The sequence below is a fragment of the Massilia soli genome, assembly GCF_016809835.1.
GTDB lineage: Bacteria > Pseudomonadota > Gammaproteobacteria > Burkholderiales > Burkholderiaceae_D > Telluria_A > Telluria_A soli.
In genome coordinates, this window is the sequence record NZ_JAFBIL020000007.1 from 126,369 (window position 1) to 146,850 (window position 20,482).

22 protein-coding genes and 1 tRNA gene are annotated in these 20,482 nt (G+C 60.0%); 13 read left to right on the forward strand and 10 right to left on the reverse strand.

Features of this window, described 5'->3' with window-relative positions:
- The first annotated feature begins 252 nt into the window (after positions 1 to 252).
- Positions 253 to 489, forward strand: a complete 237-nt coding sequence (gene rpmB, locus I4X03_RS17850; protein WP_169465122.1) for a 50S ribosomal protein L28 — start codon at positions 253 to 255, stop codon at positions 487 to 489.
- Positions 490 to 500: 11 nt separating this feature from the next.
- Positions 501 to 671 carry a 50S ribosomal protein L33 gene (rpmG, locus tag I4X03_RS17855; RefSeq protein ID WP_197422130.1) on the forward strand — a complete coding sequence of 57 codons (171 nt, stop codon included), beginning with the start codon at positions 501 to 503 and terminating at the stop codon, positions 669 to 671.
- A 172-nt stretch (positions 672 to 843) separates the two neighbouring features.
- On the opposite strand, the gene I4X03_RS17860 is transcribed toward rpmG, so the two are convergent.
- The 5 genes from I4X03_RS17860 to I4X03_RS17880 all read right to left on the reverse strand — a co-directional run bounded on the left by I4X03_RS17860 (position 844) and on the right by I4X03_RS17880 (position 5,899).
- Positions 844 to 2,049 carry a DesA family fatty acid desaturase gene (locus tag I4X03_RS17860; RefSeq protein WP_223469603.1) on the reverse strand — a complete coding sequence of 402 codons (1,206 nt, stop codon included), beginning with the start codon at positions 2,047 to 2,049 and terminating at the stop codon, positions 844 to 846.
- A 125-nt stretch (positions 2,050 to 2,174) separates the two neighbouring features.
- Entirely contained in the window at positions 2,175 to 3,452 is a 1,278-nt protein-coding gene (locus I4X03_RS17865) for a mechanosensitive ion channel family protein (protein WP_223469604.1), read from the reverse strand.
- Between the two features lie 9 nt (positions 3,453 to 3,461).
- Positions 3,462 to 4,766: an RsmB/NOP family class I SAM-dependent RNA methyltransferase gene (locus tag I4X03_RS17870; protein ID WP_223469605.1), complete on the reverse strand. Its 1,305-nt coding sequence runs from the start codon at positions 4,764 to 4,766 to the stop codon at positions 3,462 to 3,464.
- Between the two features lie 13 nt (positions 4,767 to 4,779).
- The gene (purN, locus tag I4X03_RS17875) at positions 4,780 to 5,397 is read right to left on the reverse strand and encodes a phosphoribosylglycinamide formyltransferase (protein WP_223469606.1); all 618 of its coding nucleotides are present in this window, start codon (positions 5,395 to 5,397) and stop codon (positions 4,780 to 4,782) included.
- A gap of 103 nt (positions 5,398 to 5,500) precedes the next feature.
- Positions 5,501 to 5,899, reverse strand: a complete 399-nt coding sequence (locus I4X03_RS17880; protein ID WP_370660530.1) for a barstar family protein — start codon at positions 5,897 to 5,899, stop codon at positions 5,501 to 5,503.
- A gap of 365 nt (positions 5,900 to 6,264) precedes the next feature.
- On the opposite strand from I4X03_RS17880, the gene I4X03_RS17885 reads away from it, so the two are divergent.
- The 6 genes from I4X03_RS17885 (at position 6,265) to I4X03_RS17910 (ending at position 11,026) form a co-directional block, all read left to right on the forward strand.
- The gene (locus I4X03_RS17885; RefSeq protein ID WP_223469608.1) at positions 6,265 to 6,795 is read left to right on the forward strand and encodes a glycine zipper 2TM domain-containing protein; all 531 of its coding nucleotides are present in this window, start codon (positions 6,265 to 6,267) and stop codon (positions 6,793 to 6,795) included.
- Between the two features lie 122 nt (positions 6,796 to 6,917).
- Positions 6,918 to 7,700, forward strand: a complete 783-nt coding sequence (locus tag I4X03_RS17890) for a spermine/spermidine synthase domain-containing protein (protein WP_223469609.1) — start codon at positions 6,918 to 6,920, stop codon at positions 7,698 to 7,700.
- 39 nt (positions 7,701 to 7,739) lie between these two features.
- On the forward strand, positions 7,740 to 9,542 hold the full coding sequence (gene tfpB / locus I4X03_RS17895) for a type IV pilus assembly ATPase TfpB (RefSeq protein WP_502572556.1): 1,803 nt from the start codon (positions 7,740 to 7,742) through the stop codon (positions 9,540 to 9,542).
- A 66-nt stretch (positions 9,543 to 9,608) separates the two neighbouring features.
- Positions 9,609 to 9,684 (forward strand) — tRNA-Lys (locus I4X03_RS17900).
- Between the two features lie 155 nt (positions 9,685 to 9,839).
- The gene (locus I4X03_RS17905; protein ID WP_223469610.1) at positions 9,840 to 10,547 is read left to right on the forward strand and encodes a hypothetical protein; all 708 of its coding nucleotides are present in this window, start codon (positions 9,840 to 9,842) and stop codon (positions 10,545 to 10,547) included.
- Positions 10,548 to 10,552: 5 nt separating this feature from the next.
- Positions 10,553 to 11,026: a hypothetical protein gene (locus tag I4X03_RS17910; protein ID WP_223469611.1), complete on the forward strand. Its 474-nt coding sequence runs from the start codon at positions 10,553 to 10,555 to the stop codon at positions 11,024 to 11,026.
- A gap of 3 nt (positions 11,027 to 11,029) precedes the next feature.
- Here I4X03_RS17910 and I4X03_RS17915 read toward each other — a convergent pair whose 3' ends face one another.
- The 3 genes from I4X03_RS17915 to I4X03_RS17925 all read right to left on the reverse strand — a co-directional run bounded on the left by I4X03_RS17915 (position 11,030) and on the right by I4X03_RS17925 (position 15,474).
- Positions 11,030 to 11,284 (reverse strand): DUF2164 domain-containing protein, encoded by a 255-nt coding sequence (locus I4X03_RS17915; protein WP_223469612.1) that lies wholly within the window; start codon positions 11,282 to 11,284, stop codon positions 11,030 to 11,032.
- Between the two features lie 143 nt (positions 11,285 to 11,427).
- Complete coding sequence (locus tag I4X03_RS17920; RefSeq protein WP_223469613.1) at positions 11,428 to 12,921, reverse strand: alanine/glycine:cation symporter family protein; 1,494 nt, start codon at positions 12,919 to 12,921, stop codon at positions 11,428 to 11,430.
- A 189-nt stretch (positions 12,922 to 13,110) separates the two neighbouring features.
- Entirely contained in the window at positions 13,111 to 15,474 is a 2,364-nt protein-coding gene (locus I4X03_RS17925; protein WP_223469614.1) for a DNA polymerase II, read from the reverse strand.
- A 62-nt stretch (positions 15,475 to 15,536) separates the two neighbouring features.
- Between I4X03_RS17925 and I4X03_RS17930 the strand changes: the two genes are divergently transcribed.
- Positions 15,537 to 16,247, forward strand: coding sequence for a hypothetical protein (locus I4X03_RS17930; protein WP_223469615.1), 711 nt, complete (start codon positions 15,537 to 15,539; stop codon positions 16,245 to 16,247).
- Here I4X03_RS17930 and I4X03_RS17935 read toward each other — a convergent pair whose 3' ends face one another.
- On the reverse strand, positions 16,248 to 16,787 hold the full coding sequence (locus tag I4X03_RS17935) for a hypothetical protein (RefSeq protein WP_223469616.1): 540 nt from the start codon (positions 16,785 to 16,787) through the stop codon (positions 16,248 to 16,250).
- Between the two features lie 145 nt (positions 16,788 to 16,932).
- On the opposite strand from I4X03_RS17935, the gene I4X03_RS17940 reads away from it, so the two are divergent.
- Together I4X03_RS17940 and I4X03_RS17945 are read left to right on the forward strand one after the other, a co-directional pair.
- Positions 16,933 to 17,322: a cupin domain-containing protein gene (locus tag I4X03_RS17940; RefSeq protein WP_223469617.1), complete on the forward strand. Its 390-nt coding sequence runs from the start codon at positions 16,933 to 16,935 to the stop codon at positions 17,320 to 17,322.
- 104 nt (positions 17,323 to 17,426) lie between these two features.
- On the forward strand, positions 17,427 to 17,960 hold the full coding sequence (locus tag I4X03_RS17945; RefSeq protein ID WP_223469618.1) for a hypothetical protein: 534 nt from the start codon (positions 17,427 to 17,429) through the stop codon (positions 17,958 to 17,960).
- A gap of 12 nt (positions 17,961 to 17,972) precedes the next feature.
- Here the strand turns inward: I4X03_RS17945 and ypfJ are convergent, their stop codons facing one another.
- Positions 17,973 to 18,848 carry a KPN_02809 family neutral zinc metallopeptidase gene (ypfJ, locus tag I4X03_RS17950; protein ID WP_223469619.1) on the reverse strand — a complete coding sequence of 292 codons (876 nt, stop codon included), beginning with the start codon at positions 18,846 to 18,848 and terminating at the stop codon, positions 17,973 to 17,975.
- 323 nt (positions 18,849 to 19,171) lie between these two features.
- Between ypfJ and I4X03_RS17955 the strand changes: the two genes are divergently transcribed.
- Both I4X03_RS17955 and I4X03_RS17960 read left to right on the forward strand, forming a co-directional pair.
- Entirely contained in the window at positions 19,172 to 19,609 is a 438-nt protein-coding gene (locus tag I4X03_RS17955) for a hypothetical protein (protein WP_223469620.1), read from the forward strand.
- A gap of 89 nt (positions 19,610 to 19,698) precedes the next feature.
- The gene (locus I4X03_RS17960) at positions 19,699 to 20,475 is read left to right on the forward strand and encodes a YdcF family protein (protein ID WP_223469621.1); all 777 of its coding nucleotides are present in this window, start codon (positions 19,699 to 19,701) and stop codon (positions 20,473 to 20,475) included.
- Positions 20,476 to 20,482 lie beyond the last annotated feature (7 nt).

The following is a 20,482-nucleotide window of genomic DNA, read 5'->3' on the forward strand; positions in this document are numbered from 1 at the left end:
TGGTAGATGCCGTCGTGCCTGATCACTTTGTTGTGGCCGGACCACACATACATTCATTTGCCGGGCATGGCCGGATATGACGTGCTGCTATCGAGAAACCCAAGCAAATCAAGGACCTTGGCATGAATTCACAATTGTTAAATTATTGAGTGGCGCAATGTCACCATTGTTTTTCACAAGTCATTGATTCACTGATGGTTTTCACGCTATACTCTCTTTTTTCCAATTTTGGATATCTTCAAGGAGTGCGCTATGGCACGTGTTTGCCAAGTTACTGGAAAGGGCGTGATGGTTGGTAACAACGTATCGCACGCTAACAACAAAACCAAACGTCGTTTTCTGCCGAACCTGCAGAACCGTCGTATTTTCGTAGAGTCGGAAAACCGCTGGGTCTCCCTGCGTTTGTCTAACGCTGGTCTGCGCGTCATCGACAAAGTGGGCATCGACGCAGTTCTGGTCGACATGCGCGCTCGTGGCGAAAAAGTATAAATTAGGGAGCTATCATGGCAAAAACTGGCCGCGACAAAATCAAGCTGGAATCGACTGCAGGCACGGGTCACTTCTACACCACCGACAAGAACAAGCGCACGATGCCTGCAAAAATGGAGATCATGAAGTTTGATCCTAAAGCACGCAAGCACGTGATGTACAAAGAAACCAAGATCAAGTAATACTGATCTGGTAACTGGTTCGACGAAAGCCGCAGACGCAAGTTTGCGGCTTTTTGTTTTTAGGGATGAGATGAAAGCGGCGGATGACGGGCTACGCCCTCTTCCGCCGAATTGGCGTAAACGTAAAAACGGCTCCGTCAGGAGCCGTTTCACTTACAGGCGCAGCGCTTCGTTAAGCGTAGCTACGCAGCCTCATCGAGAACTCTTGCAGCGACTTGATGCCCGACGCCTCCGCGCGCACGCACCAGTCTTGCAGCTGGTGCAGCAACTGGTCGCGCGTGAAGTGCGAGCGTTCCCAGATCGCGCCAAGCTCGACGCGCATTGTGTGCATCGTTTCCAGCGCCTTGCTATGCTGGAACAGCTCGCTGAGTTGCTGCTTGTGCGGCGCTTCCAGCTTGCCCGGCTCGCGCTGCATCAGCTTGCGGCTCGACTTGAGGAAACGCGGCTCCGCCTTGTGCTTCAGGTGCTCAACTTCTTCGCGCCACGCATGCTTGACCGATTTGGCGTACTTGGCCATCACGTCGTAGCGGTTGGCGATCACCGACTGCAAGGTGTCGAAGTCCGCCACCAGCTTGCCGTGTTCGAAGGCTGGCTTAGGCGCCAGCTTCTTCACCTTCGCCAGGCCCACCATTTCCAGCATGCGGATGTAGCCCCAGCCGATGTCGAACTCGTACCATTTCGACGACAGCTTGGCCGAAGTCGCGTAGGTGTGGTGATTGTTGTGCAGCTCTTCGCCGCCGATCAGGAAACCGAACGGAATGATGTTGGTCGCCGCGTCGGCGCAGTCGTAGTTGCGGTAGCCCCAGTAGTGGCCGATGCCGTTGATGATGCCGGCCGCGGTGATCGGGATCCACATCATCTGGATCGCCCAGATGGTCAGGCCGATCACGCCGAACAGCGCGACGTTGATCACCAGCTGCAGCACAACGCCCATCCAGCTGTACTTGGTGTAGACGTTACGCTCCATCCAGTCGTCGGGCGTACCGTGGCCATACTTCTGCATGGTTTCCAGGTTCTTCGATTCAGCGCGGTACAGCTCGGCGCCTTCAAAGAACACCTTCTTGATGCCGCGGGTGACCGGGCTGTGCGGGTCTTCTTCGGTATCGCACTTCGCGTGGTGCTTGCGGTGGATCGCCGCCCATTCCTTCGTGACCTGGCCGGTCGTCAGCCACAGCCAAAAACGGAAGAAATGGCTGGGAATAGCGTGCAGTTCCAGCGCGCGGTGCGCCTGGTGACGGTGAAGGTAGATGGTGACCGCGGCGATCGTGATGTGGGTGACGATCAGGGTGTAGATAACAACTTGCCAACCGGTGAGGCCAACGATGCCAGTCGAGAGAAAATCAAGCACTGCATTTACGATGTTGCTGAACAAATTCATTCCTGCTCCAAAATGTGGATGTTCCCACCACGCAGCATTTATTTCACAACGCGCAGGGAATCCACATTTTACGCTGATCTACTGACGCACGGCACGATTGTCACCAATCATTTCGACGCCGCACATCAGGCTTTATCAGGAACGGCGCTAGTTTTCGGGAACGAGATGCCTTCTGCTTGTAAAAGCGACCATAACTTCATATTCGCTTCTGACAACACACTGCCACGCAAGTCTGGGTTGGCGATCCACATTCCCACTTCCAGTTCGAGGCCGTTTGGCGCGAAACGGTTGAGCATCGCGGCTGGTGCGGGCTCGGCCATGACGCGCGGCAGCGCGGCACATGCGGCTTCGAGTTTCGGCAACAAGGCATCGAGGTTGGCGTCGAACCCGACAGTCATCAATGTGACGACCCGGGTTTTCTTGTCGGCCAGCGAAGAATTGATGACCGCGCCGGAAACCAGCATTTCATTCGGCACCATCGAGTCGGTTCCATCCAGGCTGCGCAAGACCGTATAGCGCGTATTGATGCGCGCTACCTTGCCGGTGTACTTGTCGACCGTGATGGTGTCGCCAATGGCCAGGCTGCGCTCAAGCAAGATGATGAAGCCGGACACGTAGTTACTGGCGATCTTCTGCAAGCCCAGGCCAAGGCCGACACCCAGCGCGCCGCCGAATACCGACAACACGGTCAGGTCGATGCCCACCATGGACAGGCTCACCAGCACGGCGACGAGGATCAGCACCGCGCGGCTCATCCTTGCCATCACCACCCGCAGCGAGGTGTGCAGGCCTTCGACGCGCATCAAGCGCTCTTCCAGCGCAGTGCCGGCCCAGAGCGCGAGCATCAGGAAAATGATGACCGACACGGCGGCCTGGAGAATGGTGGCCAGCGACACCTTGTTGCGCCCCAGCGGCAGGACAGTGTCGTCCAGGAAGGCGAACACATCAGGCCAGAGCCCGGTCAGGTGCAGCGCAACGGCAAGCCACACCAGCAGTGCGAAGATTTTTTCAAACGTGAGGATAGTTGCGCCAATGTGGCCATGGCGCGCAAACACCCGGCGCAACAGGTAAAACGCCAGGCGGATCACCGCCAGCGAACCGAACACTGGCAAGGCCACCCGCAGCAGGTACACATTGTGCAGGAACGGCTTGAGCGCGAGCGTGGCGATAAAGATCAGCGCCACCACCAGCAATGGCGCCAGCACATGTCCGAAACTCGCGACGCCAGCGCGAACAACCCCGCTGCGCCCGTCGTCCACGCTGTCGTTTGCGACATTGCTGCGGATCAGGCGCGCGAGGAACCAGCCAGCACCCACACATGCCGCGATTGCCACGGCCTGCCAAAGCAGGTGCGGGTCGCGGATGTCGGTCAGCAGGTCGTTAAGCAGGTTCGACAGTGGCATCGGCTGCGCTTACTCTTCTTCGGCGTCAGTCTCTTCAGTAGCGACAGGCGCTACCGGCTTGGCCATCTTCTTGCGCTCAAGTACCGCTGCGAAGAAGCCGTCGGTCTGGTGCTTGTGCGGCAGCAGCTTCAGGTAGTCGCCCATCTCCAGCTCGATTTTTTGCTCGGCCAGAACGACGTTCATTGGCACCAGCGCGAAGTCTTCATGCTTGGCCAGGAACTGCTCGACCACGCGCTCGTTTTCTTCGTCCAGCAGCGAGCAGGTCGCATAGACCAGGCGTCCGCCGCCTTTCAGCAGGCGCGCGGCGCCATCGAGGATCGCCACTTGTTTGTCGTGCATTTCGGTGACAGCTTCCGGCTTCTGGCGCCATTTGACGTCAGGATTGCGGCGCAGGGTGCCGAGGCCGGAACACGGCGCATCGACCAGTACGCGGTCGACCTTACCGGCCAGGCGCTTGATTTTGACGTCGCGTTCGTGCGCGATCTGCACTGGATGTACGTTCGACAGGCCGCTGCGCGCCAGGCGCGGCTTCAGCTTGGCGAGGCGCTTCTCGGACACATCGAACGCGTACAGGCGGCCGGTGTTGCGCATCAGCGCGCCCAGCGCCAGCGTCTTGCCGCCCGCGCCCGCACAGAAGTCGACCACCATCTCGCCGCGCTTGGCGCCGACGATCTGCGACAGCACCTGGCTGCCCTCGTCCTGCACTTCAATCGCGCCAGACTTAAACAGCGGCAGGTTTTGCAGCGATGGCTTTTTGTGGATGCGCAGTCCCAGCGGTGCGAACGGCATTGGCTCGGCGGCAATCGGCGCCTGCGCCAGTTCGTTCATGACCTCATCGCGGGTTGCCTTGATGGAGTTGACGCGCAGGTCCAGCGGTGCTGGCTGGTTCAGCGCTTCGGCCAGGATGACGGTTTCCGCCTCGCCATACTGGGCCACGAATTTCTCGTACAGCCAGTCGGGCAGGTTCGCGCGTTTCTGCGCCGGCATCAGGGTACGGTCGATTTCCTTGATTCGGGTGAGGAATTCAACTTCTTCTTCCGACAGGCCGCCCATCGACTCGGCGCCGACCGCTTCGGACAGGCCCAGGATGGCAAGGCGGCGCATGCCGTTGCCCGATCCGGCAAAATCGGTGAAGAACGATTTGTTACGCAACACTGCGTACACGCCTTCTGCGATGGCGCCGCGCTCGCGGCCGCCCAGGCGTGGGTGATCCTTGAAATAGCGCGACAAGGTGGTGTCGGCAGGCGCCGAAAAACGCAAAATCTCGCGCAGTACTTCTTCCGTATTGGCCAGGATCGCTGGTGGCAGTCTCATGTAATTCCTTCGCTTAAATTTTTACTGTGTCGGCAATGCGAACGTCGCCGCCGACGATGCTGAGCCGGTCCTCGACGAATAGTCGGATGGCGTACGGATACAGCTTGTGTTCTTCGACCAGCACGCGTGCCGACAGCGTGTCTTCGGTGTCGCCCGGCAAGACCGGGACTGTTGCTTGCGCCACGACCGGGCCGTGGTCCAGCTCGGCAGTGACGAAATGCACGGTCGCGCCGTGTTCCGCCACGCCGCTGTCGATCGCCGCCTGGTGCGTGTGCAGCCCAGGGAACAATGGCAGCAGCGACGGATGGATGTTCAACATCCGCCCTTCGTAGTGTTCGACGAACGGGGCGGTCAGGATGCGCATGAAGCCCGCCAGCACGACCAGGTCAGGTGAAAAACCGTCAATCACTTCCTGCAAAGCCGCATCGAACTCGGCGCGCGTGGCGAAATCCTTGTTCTGCACCACGGCCGTGTCGATACCATGCGCCTGGGCGAACTCGAGGCCCTTGGCATCGGCTTTGTTGCTGATCACAGCCGCAATGCGCGCCGGCCACTGTTCTGAACGCGCTGCACGCACGACCGCTTCCATGTTGCTGCCGCGACCGGAAATAAGGATGACAATGTTTTTCATAGCGCGCATTGTACCCCGGCAGGCAGGCCTGACCAAGGAATGGGGCTAAAATTGTTGCGGCGCAGCATACACCATGCCGCGCTGGTGGAACGCCTGTGCAGGCTTACTCGAACGAGTAAAAGACCCGGAACGGGACCTTCTTCTCGGCCCAGAAGTCAGCGGCATCGCGGAATACGTCGAGCAATATCTCGCGCGCCTCCTTGTCGAACTTTTGCGTATTAGGCAATTGCTCGATGACGACGATGAAGCCGGGCTGGCTACCTGCCTTGTTGATGGTGTCGGTCAGCGAGACACGCAGGGCTTCAAAATTCTTGCTTGCTGGCTTAGGAAAATGAAAGTTTTCGCCAATGCGCGCGCACACCTGTTGTTTCGTCAACGTGCCGGCGCAGTGAGCATACAAAAAGTGCTGCCCCAGGCGAGCGGCTTCCTCCTGCAACTCCGTTACCCGGAACGCACGAATGGACTGCACTAGGTTAGGCGGCACTGTAATTAACAAACTCATTTTTCCCTCAAGTCGACCTGATGAACGGGGTGTTTTTTCTTTTTCCGATGCTGATGCGCTCCGCGTTTGTAGGTACAAACACTCATCTCCCAGGTTGATTGCCACGCGCCAATATGTCTGCGAATCATATAAGGGTAACGTTTTGTGGTAGTTGAATCAACCCGAATGTGATTAACCGCACCAGATTTGTGAAAATTTAGAAATATTTCCGTGCAAATGCATCAACTTGGCGGCATCTTCGCCAGACTGGGCCGTTCCGTCCTGTTACATCTGGTTGCCACATGGATCAATCAGCTAGGTCTCGGCGTATTAGTATTCATATCGGAGTCCTACTTTCACTACATCGAATCCAGACGAGGTACCAGATGAACACGCAAACTAAAATGATGGTGGCCGTACTTGGCGTATGCACATTGCCGCTGGCGCAAGCCCAGGTCGCCGAGTTTGAAGAGTACGCCAATGTCGTGCGCGTCAAGCCGCGCCTCGAGCAAATCCGCGCGCCGCGCGAGGAATGCCGCACCGAATACGTGCAGGTACCCATCGCGCAGCAACAGCAACGCGGCCACGGCGGCGCGATCCTCGGCGCGATCGCCGGTGGTTTGCTGGGCAACCAGGTCGGCGGCGGCTCCGGCCGAGCTGCCGCGACCGCTGTCGGCGTCGTCGCCGGCACCATGGTCGGCGACAAGGTACAGAACGATGGCCGCGCGGTACCGCAGGCCGGGTATCAAGAGCAGGCAGTGCGTCAGTGCCGCACGGTCGAAGCGATCGAATCGCGCACCAATGGCTATGAAGTCACGTATGACTATCGTGGCCGCAACTACACGACCGTGATGCCGCGCGATCCGGGCAACCGTGTCCGCCTGCGCGTGTCGGTCGAGCCGGACATGAATCAGTAAGGCGCCCCCGCGCATCCGCCGAACTGACTTGAAGGTAAGGTCAATTCGGCGGATGCGGCGGTGCCTTATCCGCCCTACAATTTGCCGCGAGCTATAATGCCCCGATCTCCTCAGGCCGCATTATGCTCATCAAACGCAAATCCATCGAACAAGTCGAATCGTCGCGCAAGCCCGCCCGCAAGCCCAAATTTGCCCCCGTTACGCTGTCCGAACAGGACGGCGTGCGCTACCTGCACTTCGGTACCGAATGGGTGCAAGGCGCGATGCGCATCCGCAAGCCTGACTGGCCGGAGCTTGAATACGCCCAGCAAATGATGGCATGGATGCTGTTCATCGAACAGCCGCGCAGCATCGTCCAGCTCGGCCTGGGCTCCGCGACACTGACCAAATTCTGCTACCGCCAGTTCCCTGACGCGACCGTGACGGCCGTTGAGCTGAACGAATCGGTGATGACGATTTGCGCAACGATGTTCAAACTTCCGCCGAACGATGAGCGCCTGAACGTGGTCCAAATGGACGCGCTCGATTTCGTGCACGACGAAGCCAACCATGGCCAGTACGACGTCCTCCAGTGCGACCTGTACGACGCCACCGCGCGCGGCCCGGTGCTCGACACGCCCGAGTTCTACCAGGCATGCGAGCAGTGCCTCGCCGACGGCGGCATCATGACAGTCAACCTGTTCGGCGACCACCCAAGCTTCGCCCGGAACATCAAGGCGATGAAGTTCGCTTTCGACGCAGTAATTTGCCTGCCAGAAGTGCATGATGGTAATGTGGTCGCGATCTGCTTCAAGCAGCGCCCTGCCCTTGACGTGGAAGCGTTGAAGGCGCGCGCGGCGCAGATCGTCGCCACCACCAAGCTGCCGGCCAAGTCGTGGGTCAAAGGGATCCAGGCAGCAGAATAACAAGCAGCGCCAGCACGGAGAGACGGCTTGAACGCAGACGTGAAACCAATAACGGCAGCATCGGGAGCCAAAGGGCACCGCGTGCTCGACCTCCAGACGATCTTCTCCTGGCTGCTGGCCGACGGCATCGTCGAAAAGGCCAACGTCAAGGCCAGCTTCACGCAAGCGCAGGGCATCCTGAAAAACGCGGTCGGCTCGATGCACCCGCTCTCCAGCATCGCCCAGTGCAAACTGATCTCGGCCCAGCCGCCGCACCGCCTGCTCACCCTCGATCTGCTCAGCGAATACACGGCCAGCAAAGTCGGCCTGCCCTTCGTCCGCATCGACCCGCTCAAGATCGACTTCACCAAAGTGGCCGATGTGATGTCCGCAGGCTACGCCGCGCGCTTCAATATCCTGCCGCTGGAACTGAGCGCGACGACACTGACGGTTGCTACCGCCGATCCGTTCCTGACCGAATGGGAAGCCGAGATCTCCAAGATCTCGCGCCGCAAGGTCCAGCTGCAACTTGCCAATCCGCTCGACATTGCGCAGTACATCTCGCAGTTTTTCAGCCTCGCCAAGTCGATCAAGGATGCCAACAAAAGCACCGGCCAGGACCTCGCGCTGCGCAACAACTTCGAGCAGCTGGTCGAACTGGGCAAGTCGAACAAGCAAGTCGACGCCAACGACCAGCACGTCGTTAACATCGTCGACTGGCTGTGGCAATACGCCTTCGAGCAGCGCGCCTCCGACATCCATCTCGAACCAAAACGCGACATGGCGGTGATCCGCTTCCGCATCGACGGCGTACTGCACCAGGTCTACCAGGTGCCCGCAGTGGTGATGATCGCGATGACCGCGCGCATCAAGCTGCTTGGCCGCATGGACGTCATCGAAAAGCGCCGTCCGCAAGACGGCCGCATCAAAACCCGCACCAGCGGCGGGCAGGAAGTCGAGCTGCGCCTGTCGACCATGCCCACCGCGTTCGGCGAAAAACTGGTGATGCGTATTTTTGACCCGGAAGTGGTGGTCAAGACGCTGCCCGAGCTCGGCTTCCCGCTGGACGACGCGCGCCGCTGGGACGACCTGACCACCAGGCCGCACGGCATCATCCTGGTAACCGGCCCGACCGGCTCCGGCAAGACAACCACGCTGTACACCACGCTCAAGGCGCTGGCCACGTCGGAAGTCAACGTCTGCACGGTGGAAGATCCGATCGAGATGGTGGAAGCGTCGTTCAACCAGATGCAGGTGCAACCGGGCATCGACCTGTCCTTCGCCGACGGCGTCAAGGCGCTGATGCGGCAAGACCCGGACATCATCATGGTGGGCGAGATCCGCGACCTGGGCACCGCCGAAATGGCGATTCAGGCGGCGCTGACCGGGCACCTGGTGCTGTCGACGCTGCACACCAACGACGCGCCATCGGCCGTGATGCGCCTGCTGGAACTGGGCGTGCCCTACTACCTGCTGGAAGCGACGCTGATCGGCATCATGGCGCAGCGCCTGGTGCGCACCTTGTGCGCGCATTGCAAGGCGCCCGACGGCCACATCAATGACGACGTATGGGAAAGCATCGGCGGCGCCTGGAAGATTCCCAAGCCGCAGACCGTGTACCGTCCGATCGGCTGCCCGGAATGCCGCCAAACCGGCTACCGCGGCCGTACCGGCATCTATGAATTGCTGACGATCACCGAGGACTTCACCAAGCTGATCGGCGAAGACACCGACCTGCTCGGCCTGCGCCAGCAGAGCGTGGCCGACGGCATGAAGCCGCTGCGCATCGCCGGGGCCTACAAGATCATCGAAGGGGTGACGACGGCCGACGAAGTGCTGAAAGTCACTGCGGCACTCACCTGATTTTCGTTGTATTGCAACAAGACTCTAGCGCAAACGCAAAACCCGCGCTATAATCTTGCCTCTTTCGGGTCGTTAGCTCAGCTGGTAGAGCAGCGGACTTTTAATCCGTTGGTCGCAGGTTCGAATCCCGCACGGCCTACCACGAATGCGCAGCAAGCAAAATGAAGCAGTTACGAGTGATCGTAACTGCTTTTTTTGTTTGGGGGATCTGATCCGTTTAGAGCACTGATTGACTCTGCGCAACTTAGCATTCAAGCGGCTCCGTATGCTTGCCTTTCAGATGAAAGGAGAACAGCCATGCAAGTTGCAACCAACTCCTCAGACCGCAGCACTTTCAATAAGGCAATTGATTCGATGGAGGCACAGGCGGCAAATATCGGTGCACATCTCACAGTTGATTCGTCTGCCCGCCTTGCCTACACTCGCGAGATAAAACGAATGGCGGAAAAACTTCGATCTGAGGCGAAAAGTGGACGTATCAGCTGGGCCCAAGCAGCGCAACAGGCTCAGGAAACGCGAAATTTGGTCATGGAAGTTATAAGAGCACGAAGCAGCCCCGTGGGTCGAGCAATGGCACAGCAGTTGAAGACCAACGGTAAAACGCTCAATGAAATTATTGCGCTGCAAGCGACGCGAGCTCACGGGCAATCGGTCAAATTCTCGACGCTCTCTCTTCCTCAAAAGAACGCGATATACGCGTCCGTTGTCGCTTCGGCTGCCAGATCCAACGTGTCCGTGACGAAAGCAATGTCGCGGCTGTCATTTGCAGGGAAAGGCGTGCTCGGTCTTTCGTTAGCGTTGTCGGTGTACGATATCGCCACTTCGCACGATAAGGTAGCGGCGGCTAAGAAGGAAATATTGACAACAGGAGCGGGTGTCGCTGGAGGGATTACGGGCGGCGCGCTGGCCGGCCTTGCTTGCGGCCCTGGGGCTCCGATCTGCGTTGCCGTAGGCGCGTTTGCGGGAGGCGCGTTGGCCGCTTTTGGCGTGACCTCGTTCTGGTGAAACCCTTGAAATTTCTACCATCGTCGCAATTCTCGCTCAAGTTGGTCCGGCCATTGACCGATCAAACCATGCCACAGAGCGAGATTGTCGTTCACGGCAAGGCGACAGCAAAACGGATCAATGGCGCGGTTCTTGAAGCCGCCATCGAGTGGCATGATTACTACCTGGCTTTCGTTACGGACGACATCCCGAACGAAGATTCTCTCCGAATCTACCTGTTCAATTCAAGCCTGACCCTCGTCGACTCCGCGACGCTCGGTGCAATGTACTCAACCGGCTCGTTCGGCCACCTCGAACTACTGCCACCAAATGTCGTGCGCTTCGAGTTTTTCGGAGGCACGACGTGGGAGCTTGAACTTCTTGCCCACAATGAGCTAGCGCTTCCCTTGTTGGCCGATCCGAAAGGCGTACGCCGTCCATTGTCATTTCATCGACGCTTCAGAATTCATGGTCATCCAAAGCCCGAATCGCGGCCGTAGGCATCACCGCTTCTTCTGCCAGTACGCAAACTCGGTCTCGTAGCAATTGGTTTCGAGCTCGGTGACTTTTTCCTGCATCACCTTCTGCGCGTCCTGGACTGCCTGGTTGTAGATGGACGGCCCGATCTCGCGCACGCAGAAATCGAGCAACAACTGCGCTTTCAGGTTGCCGATTTCTTCGTCGAAGTTATTTGCGCAGTAGCGCTGCAGTGATACAAGCAGGCGTTCTTCGGTGTCTTTACTGAGTTTGATTGCCATGACTGTTCTGCGAAAAAGTGACGCCGCAGCATACCACCGGTGTCCCCGTTGGAATTAGAGGCTGACGTTAAAACCGGCGTTTCTGCCGGCAGGCCAGCCCCGAATCAACAAGAGCGCTTGATGGCACTGCTGCCGCGCAGCCGCTATTTTCTCGCCGCCGCTGCGCGCTTTTCCCAGAACGTGGCGTTCTTGATGCCAAGCTTGGCCGGATCGAACGTGATCGGTCCCCCGGCCTTCAACTGCGCCTCGTAGTCTCGCAGGCAAAGCATGGTCGGCTTGGCGATGAAGAAAATAATCAGGATGCCGATGATGTTAATCCAGGCCATGATGCCGACGCCGATGTCGCCAAGGTTCCAGATATAGCCCGAGGTATTGATCGTGCCATACGCGACCATCACCATGATCATCACTTTCACAATCACCATTGGCACGCCGCGCTTGAAGAAGCGATTCAGGTAGGCGATGTTGGTTTCGGCGATGTAGTAGTACGCGAGAATCGTCGTAAAGGCGAAGAAGAACAGTGCCACGCCGACAAAGATCGGCCCGAAGCCGCCGAAGGTACTCTGCAACGCCATCTGGGTGAATGCCGCCGAACCGATCTCGGTGGCCGCCGGCAGGTTCTGCACGATGAACTGGCCAGCCGGCAGCGTACCCTGTACGTTGTACTGGTTCGTGATCAGGATCATGACCGCCGTTGCGCTACACACGAGCAAGGTATCGACATATACCGAAAACGCCTGAACCAAGCCCTGCTGGGATGGGTGCTCGGTTTCAGCAGCCGCTGCGGCATGGGTTCCGGTGCCCTGGCCGGCTTCGTTGGAATAGACGCCGCGCTTGACGCCCCAGCCGATGGCCGCGCCCAAACCCGCCTTGGCGGTGAATGCATCCGAGAAGATCAGACTGAATACACCCGGCAGCTTGTCGATGTTGAACCCGATAACGATCACGGCCAGAATGATGTACCCCAGTGCCATGAACGGGACGACGAATTCGGCAAAGTGTGCGATGCGCTTGATTCCGCCAAAAATGATCACCGCGAGCAACGCCAGGATGACGCCGAGGCCAATCAGCTTGTTGATGCCGGCCTGGCCCAGGAAGGTGTCGACCAGGTCACCGTTGCCGAAGACCTGGGTCACGGCGTTGCCGACGGCATTGGCCTGCACGCCAGGCAGGAAGATGCCGCACGCGATCACCGCCGCGACGGCAAAGGCGATACCGAGCCACTTCCAGCCAAGGCAGCGCTCGAAGAAATACGCCGAGCCGCCGCGATACAGGCCGTTCTCCTCGACTTTATACAGTTGTCCGAGGGTGGACTCGGCATAGGCTGTGCTCGCGCCAAGGAAGGCCACGACCCACATCCAGAAGACCGCACCAGGGCCGCCGAAACCGATCGCTGCGGCGACACCGGCGATATTGCCCACGCCAACGCGTCCGGACAGCGACACTGCCAGCGCCTGAAAGGATGAAATGCCGGAGCTGGTGCCCTTGCGCTTGAACAGCAGGCGCAGCATTTCCTTGAAGTGCCTCACTTGGGCAAATCGGGTCTGGATGGAGTAAAACAAACCGGCACCCAGGCACAGGTAAATGAGTGCATTGCTCCAGATGATGCCGTTGAGCGCTTCAATAAAACCTTCCATCTATCACCCCTTCATGAACGTGTGGGCCTGCTCCCTCGCTGCTGCGACGGCGCGTCAACCGAAAAACACCATGGCGCGCCAGCGACGAGACGCTGCCGTGCCCGATATGGGAAAACCGCATTTTAAGTGATTGTTTCCAGAAAAGAAATTTATTGATGCGCCCGCCACGGATTCACCCAGGCATTGGCATCAAAACAGGCTTTTCTGGCGGCTGGTCAGCGTGTCGAAGTCGTCGTCGACAAACGGCAAAATGGCGTCGGCGACAGGCTGCAGCTGGCGCGTCAGATAGTGCTCGTAATCGATCGCCGAGCGCCGCACTTCGAGTGGTTCGGGCCCCGCCAGCGTGATCACATACCTGATCCAGCCGCCGTTCTGGTATTGCAGCGGCCGCCCCTGCGCGCGGTTGTATTCGTCGGCAATACGCGCCGCGCGCACGTGCGGCGGAACGTTGCGCTCGTAGTCCTCGAGCGACCGGCGCAAGCGCTTGCGATACACCAGCAACTCGTCCAGCTCACCACTTGCCGTGCGGTTCGCATAGTCGCGCACATAATCCTGGTATGGCTCGCCTTTGAATATCTTCGAATACAGCGCTTGCTGGAATTGCTGCGCCAGCGGCGTCCAGTCGCTGCGCACTGTCTCGAGACCCTTGTAAATCATTTCCTCGCTGCCATCGGCGCGGCGGATCAGTCCGGCATAGCGCTTCTTGCTGCCCTCGTCGGAACCGCGTATGGTCGGCATCAGGAAGCGCCGGTAGTGCGTTTCGTATTGCAGTTCGAGCGCGCTTTCAAGCGCGAATGCGTCGCGCAGGTGCTGGGCCAGCCACGTATTCACATGCCTCACCAGCTCGCGGCCGATCACATCGGCGTCGCCATCCGCGTGCGCGCTTTTCAGCGAGACGAACGTGGAATCGGTGTCGCCGTAGATCACCTCGTAGCCCTTGTCTTCAATCAGCTTGCGCGTCAGGTGCATGATCTCCTGGCCGCGCAAGGTAATCGAAGACGCCAGGCGCGGATCGAAGAAGCGGCAGCCGCTCGATCCGAGCACGCCATAGAACGCGTTCATGATAATTTTCAGCGCCTGCGAGAGCGGCTTGTTTGCATCGCGCTTGGCCTGGTCGCGGCCGTCCGAGATCTGCGTGACAATCGCCGGCAGGCAGTGCTTGGTGCGCGAGAAACGCGCTCCCCGAAAGCCCTCCACCGTATTCTCGTCGCCGTCGCGCACGCCCTCCACCAGCCCCACTGGATCGATCAGGAAGGTGCGGATGATCGAGGGGTACAGGCTCTTGTAATCGAGCACCAGCACCGAATCGTACAGTCCCGACTTTGAATCCATCACGTAGCCGCCCGGGCTGTTTTCCCCGGCGATGTCGCCCAGGTTCGGCGCGACATAGCCTTGCCGGTGCATCATCGGCATGTACAGGTGTTCAAACGCCGCCACCGAGCCGCCGCTGCGGTCCACCGCCAGGCCTGTCACGCTGGCGCGTTCCAGCAAGAAGGTCAGCAGCTCGGTCTTGTCGAAGATGCGGGTGACGAGTTCGCAGTCCTTCAGGTTGTACTTCGCCAGCGCCGGCTTGTCCTCGGCGAAGCGGCGGTCGATCTCGGCCATCCTTTGATATGGATTGTCGATCGACTTCCCTTCACCGAGCAGCGTTTGCGACACGTGCTCCAGGCTGAATGAGGAAAAACTCCAGGTCGCCGATTTGAGCGCTTCGATACCGTCGATGATCAGGCGCCCGGCCACGCCCGCAAAGTAATGCTGCTGCTTGCCGTGCTCGCGCCATTCCATCTCGCTGCCGTCGCGGCCCAGTCGCAGGGGTACCTTGTTCCGCTCGGCGTGGCGCTGCAGCACGCGCAGGTCGAACTGCACCACGTTCCATCCGATGATGACATCGGGATCGTAGCGCGCGAACCAGGCGTTGAGCTTCTCCAGCATTACCGCGTGGCTGCCGCAGTATTCCAGGTCGAAGTCGAGTTCCTGGTTGCCGCCATTCGGCGGCCCGAGCATATACACCTGGCGCTGCCCGCATCCTTCCAGCGCAATCGAATACAGCTCGCCGTGGGCTGTCGTTTCGATATCCAGCGATGCCAGCGTGAGGCGCGGTCGGTATCCCGGCGCAGGTTTCAAGACACCATCGAGCAAGGGGCCGCGCTGGTCCGCGACGCGGCCGCCGAACCAGACCGGCGCCGTGATAAAGCGTTCCATCAGGTAGCGCTCGGGCGGGCGCACATCGGATTCGTAGACGTCGATGCCATATTCGCGCAGGCGCTTAGCCAGCTTGAGCAATTGGCGGTACTGGGCACAGTACAGGCCGATAACAGGACGGTGATGGAAATCGGCGAGGGACAGCGGGCGCAGTTCCCAGGATTTCTCGTCGCGTAACACCTTCTCGGCTTGTTCGCGCTGTTCGTCGGGAATGAAGGCGACGGACGGATGCGGCGCAAGCCTGATCTGGCGCGGTCCGTTATCGGTCGCGAGCCAGAAGTCGACTTCCGTCCCGGCTGCCGTATCGCGCCAGTGACGGGTTAATAGAAATCCCTGCTGTAGTTGGTCCAACGTCCGGCCTTTAAATGTTACCCTCTAAGCCATTTTAAATTCTCGCAGCGATCGGCACGACAATGACCACTACCGACCTTCCCTTCCGCGCCACGACTGAACAAGCCTGCGCATGGCTGGAGCAGCAGGCCGCCGGCCCCTGGACGCTGGCGCGGCTGATCGAAAGCGGACTGACTCCTTATGTCTGGCTCGATTACGATGCCGCCTATCCCGAGCTGTTCGGCGACGCCAATGGCGGCTATGCGGCGCCGGTTTTCTTCGAAGGCGATACCCAGCGCCTTGCGGCCGGCAGCGACGATGTGCTGATCACGATGACCAAGGACGCCTACAAGATCGTGGCAACGCTGCCGCCACCTGGGTTTAGACGCTCGCTCGACGAGTTGCGTTTCCAGAAAAAGGACCTGGAGCGCCTGGCCGCCCAACTCAAGCGCGATGCGGAACCCAAGCCCGTCAAGATCGAGACGGCGCAGGAATCGCGCGACGGCATCAACACGGAACAGGTCCTGGCCGCCTTCGGCATGCTGGTGCGCATTGACCTTGCCAAGGCGCTTGCCGATGGCGGCGGAATCTTTGGCGATGAAGGCGCCCGCATCAAGGGCAGCATCAGGAAATCGAAAAAGCATGCGCTGTGGAATCCGGTCACGCTGGCGCTCGGACTGAACGACATGTACCGGGTACCGATCTCACGTTTAAGCAAAACGTTCAAAGCGCACGCCTTCCTTGACGGCTGGGATGCGCAATGGACGCATACCCTGGCGCTGCTGGGCAAGTAATCAGTCCGGCGCGTCCAGCACAAAAATCGCCCACGCCTTGGCGGGCGTTTTTTCGGTTGGCTTTTCAATTTGTACCTGCGCGCAGTCTTCCGCTGCCAGGCTGCGCCAGTTCGGGATTCCCGCATTGGCGAAGGCCGCGGTGGCCTTCGAGCCGAGGCTGAGGTCCAGCGCCAGCCGTGCGTTGCGCGGCTCGGTCTTGGCATAGTTCACGCCGCGCAGTTCGAAGCCGTAAGCAGCCAGCCACGATTCCCATGAGCCCGATTCCACACCGGCCACGATACGCTTGAGGATGTCTTCCAGCGACAGGCCTTTCTTGACCACCGCGCGCAGCACCGCCAGCGACGGCGCGTAGAGCGGATTGGCCCCTTCCTTGCCGGCGCCGTGCTCGGCAATCGCCTTCAATTCCTTCGAGAACGCCGCGTCGCGCTCGGTGTAGTCGCGCATGCGCGAGTAGAAACCGGCGTCGAGGAAGGGATTGTCCGGCCGCCCGCCTGGCGCGTCGGTGGTTTTCGGGGCGGGAGCTTGTTTGTTCTTGGTCATGGAGTGAGGCCTGTGTGTGAAGGCCGTAGTTTAGCACCTCGCCCTGCCGGCAACACCGGGTCCGGCGACGCGCGCGTCCTGCTCGATTAGCTTTTTTGAATTATGATGAATCAGTCCACATTTTCACTCGTTAGGAGAAATCAGCATGTCAGGCTACAGCATCAACATTGAAGAAAAGACGCTCGCGAGCGATAACTTCCGCGAAGTTCTCTACACCACCAAGCGCAGCCAGCTGGTGATCATGACCCTCAAGGCGGGCGAAGAAATCGGCATGGAGCACCATACCGGACACGACCAGTTCATCCGCGTCGAAGAAGGCGAAGGCGTGGCGATCCTGGACGGTGAGCGGCACGAGTTGCGAGATGGAACGGCCGTTGTCATTCCAGCCGGCACCGAGCACAACGTCATCAACACCTCGACGGACTCACCGATGCGCCTGTACTCCTTGTACATGCCGCCGGAGCATCCGGACGGCATCGTGCACAAGACCAAGGCCGAAGCCGACGAGTACGAGAAAACCCACCACGAAGACTGATTGTCGTGACGCACTGACCCGCAGTTAACAAAGGCGGGTCAGGCAAAGTGGAATGTTGTACTATCGGCATTCCATTTCTTGCCGTGAGACATCACGCGACAATCATGAAAAAAGCGCGTCTCTTCGGTTTACAGTTTTATATCACCTTGTTCATTGCCGGTGTCGTCACCACCCTGGCGCACGAACTGGGCCACTGGGCAGTCGGCAAATTGTTCGGCTTTGAGATGAGCTTCCGCCTGAATGGCGTCTCTACCCTGTCTCCCGTCATCCCGTTCTCGCGAGCCATGTTCGACCTGGGCGGTCCGGCCGTCACCGTGCTCCAGGGCGTCGTTGCGTACGCCGTTCTCAAGCGAACGCAGTCGCAGCTGGCGTTCGCATTTCTCTACCAGGCCGCATTCATGCGGGTCGTGGCGTCGTTGGTCAGCCTGTACTTCCTGAACGACGAAGCCCGTCTCAGCCTCTACTTCGGCTTGCCCGCATGGACCTTGCCGGCGCTGGTCAGCGGCCTGCTGGTCGTTCTTGCGTGGGCCGGCAGCAAGCGGATCGGCACCACCTGGAAAGACCAGTTGCTGTGCTATCTGGTGGCGTCGGTGACGGTGGCGGCCGTCGTGGGTACCGACATGGTTCTTTTCCGCTAGCGCCTGCCACGTTCAAAGCTGCTTCGCGCTGAACGTATCGCAGGCTTCCACCTGCCCGCTATCGATGCCTTTCTTGAACCAGCGCGCGCGCTGCTCCGATGAGCCGTGCGTGAACGAGTCCGGCACCACCTGTCCTTGCGAACGGCGCTGCATCGCATCGTCGCCGATCGCGCTGGCGGCGTGCAGTGCCGCTTCCACGTCACCCTGCTCCAGAATGGCGCGTGAGCGGTTGGCGTGGTGGGCCCACAAGCCGGCGTAGCAGTCGGCCTGCAGCTCCATGCGCACCGACATCTGATTGGCCTGGGTTTCCGCCATGCGCTGCTGCGCGCCGCGCACCTTCTCGGAGATGCCGGTAATCGTTTGCACGTGGTGGCCGACCTCGTGCGCGATCACATACGCCTGCGCGAATTCGCTCGATACCTGGAAGCGGTCCTGCATCAGCTGGTAGAAGCTGAGGTCGATATAGATCTGCTGGTCGGCCGGGCAGTAGAACGGGCCGCTGGCGCTCTGGCCGGTGCCGCACGCGGTGCGGGTGGCGCCCGAGAACAGGATCAGCTTCGGCTTGACGTAGCTGCCGCCATTCGCCCGGAACAGCTCCGACCAGGTATCCTCGGTGTCGGCCAGCACGGTCGACACCATCGCCGCCTTGCGGTCCGATGCCGGCGGCGCCTGGGCCGGGCCTTGCTGGACTGGAGCGACCTGTCCCGAGCCGCCGCTCAACATGTCGAGCATCGTCAGCGGATTAACGCCGAACACGGCCGATCCAATCAGCGCAAGCACGATGGTACCGATGCCGATCGACTTGCCGCCCAGGCCAAACCCGCCGCCGCCACCGCTGCCGCGCCGGTCTTCCACGTTATCGCTTTGGCGATTGCCTTCCCATTTCATGATCTTCTCCAGCGTCATTTGTGATTTCGATAAGAGACTTTACGCTGGATCTGAAATAGTTGGCGCAACGCAGGCACGGCAAGCGGGCACGGCCGACATGTCAATTGACACGCCCAGCGGACGGGACCGTAATCTTCTCCTACACCGCCGAAATTCCGTCCTATAGTGCTAGTAGACGGGAGCGCCTCGCGGCCTGCCGCCTGGGCGAGCACCCTTTTTTCAACCTGATGAACCTGTGCCTTGTGGTTGCCATGTTCAGACATTCCGCTCGCCGAGTGCCTTTTCGACGACAGCCCGGCCGGCAACGGTTCTGGAGATATGTCATGAAATCCCTGGTAATAGCCGCAGCCCTCGCCGCCTTTGCGTTGCCTGCCGCAGCGCAAACGCCGTCCGACCTCGGTCAGGTTACGATCACCCGCGATGCGCCACGGTCGATCGAACTGCCCGCCAAATTCAGCCGCATGCGAAGCGGCGAATTCGACAGCCTGCAAGGCGTCTACGACTTGTCCAACGGCGACACGATGTCCATGATGAAGCGCATTAACCGCAAGTTCATCCAGGTCGGCGACGGCTCCCGCACCGAAGTGATTGCGGTGGGGGACTATGATTTTGTCTCGCTCGACGAGAAGTATCGGGTGGTCCTGTCGCCACCGGTTGACGGCGAAGTGACCGGCTACCTGCTGATCGACACCCGCAAGGGCGACCGCGCGCTATCGCAGGCGCCAATCGTCGTGCATCCCGTGCGTTTCGCGATGAATTGAGCAAGCTCGGGGCCGGCGCCCGGCCCCGGGTTTTTGCCCCGTTCGATTGATTTTTGTTGGAGAACAAGGTTGCCATTTAAAATGGCAACATGAACACCGACCTGCTCGTCTCCACCCTCACCCATGTTGTCCTGCTGCCGCCGGTTTGCTTGCTGCTGGGCCTGCTAGTCGGACTGTCGCTCCTGCGCCGCAAACCGCGGGCTGGCCGGGCGCTGGCCGGGGTGTCGCTGGGATTGCTGCTGGTGCTGTTTACCAATGCCGGCGCGCGCCTGCTGATCGCCCCGCTGGAACGGCTGGCGCCGCCGCTCGACCTGGCGCGCGTCGAGGGCGCCGGCGCCATTGTCGTGCTTGCCGCCGGCCGGCTGGAACACGCGCCCGAGTACGGCGGCCACGACATTCCCGACCTGACCGCGCTGGCGCGCCTGCGCTACGGCGCGCGCCTGCAGCACCAGACCGGCCTGCCATTGCTGGTCACCGGCGGCAATGCCTCGGCGGGCCACGAGCCGAAAGCGCGCAGCATGGCGCGCGCCTTGCGCGACGATTTCCGCACGCCTGTCATGTGGGTCGAGGAAGCCTCGGACACCACGTTTGAAAACGCGCTATTTTCCGCACGCATCCTGAAGGCTGCCAAGGTGCAGCGTATCCTGCTGGTCACCGACGCCATGCACATGGCCCGCGCCGAGCGCGTGTTCGCGCGCAGCGGCCTGCAGGTCATTGCTGCGCCAACCATGTTCTATGGCGCTGGACCGCTGACGCCGCTGGACTTCGTGCCAAGCGCATCGGCACTGCAGAAATCCTACTACGCAAGCTACGAGCTGGCCGGCCTCGCCTGGTACCGCCTGCGCGAAGCCATCGGCCGCAACTAAGAAGATC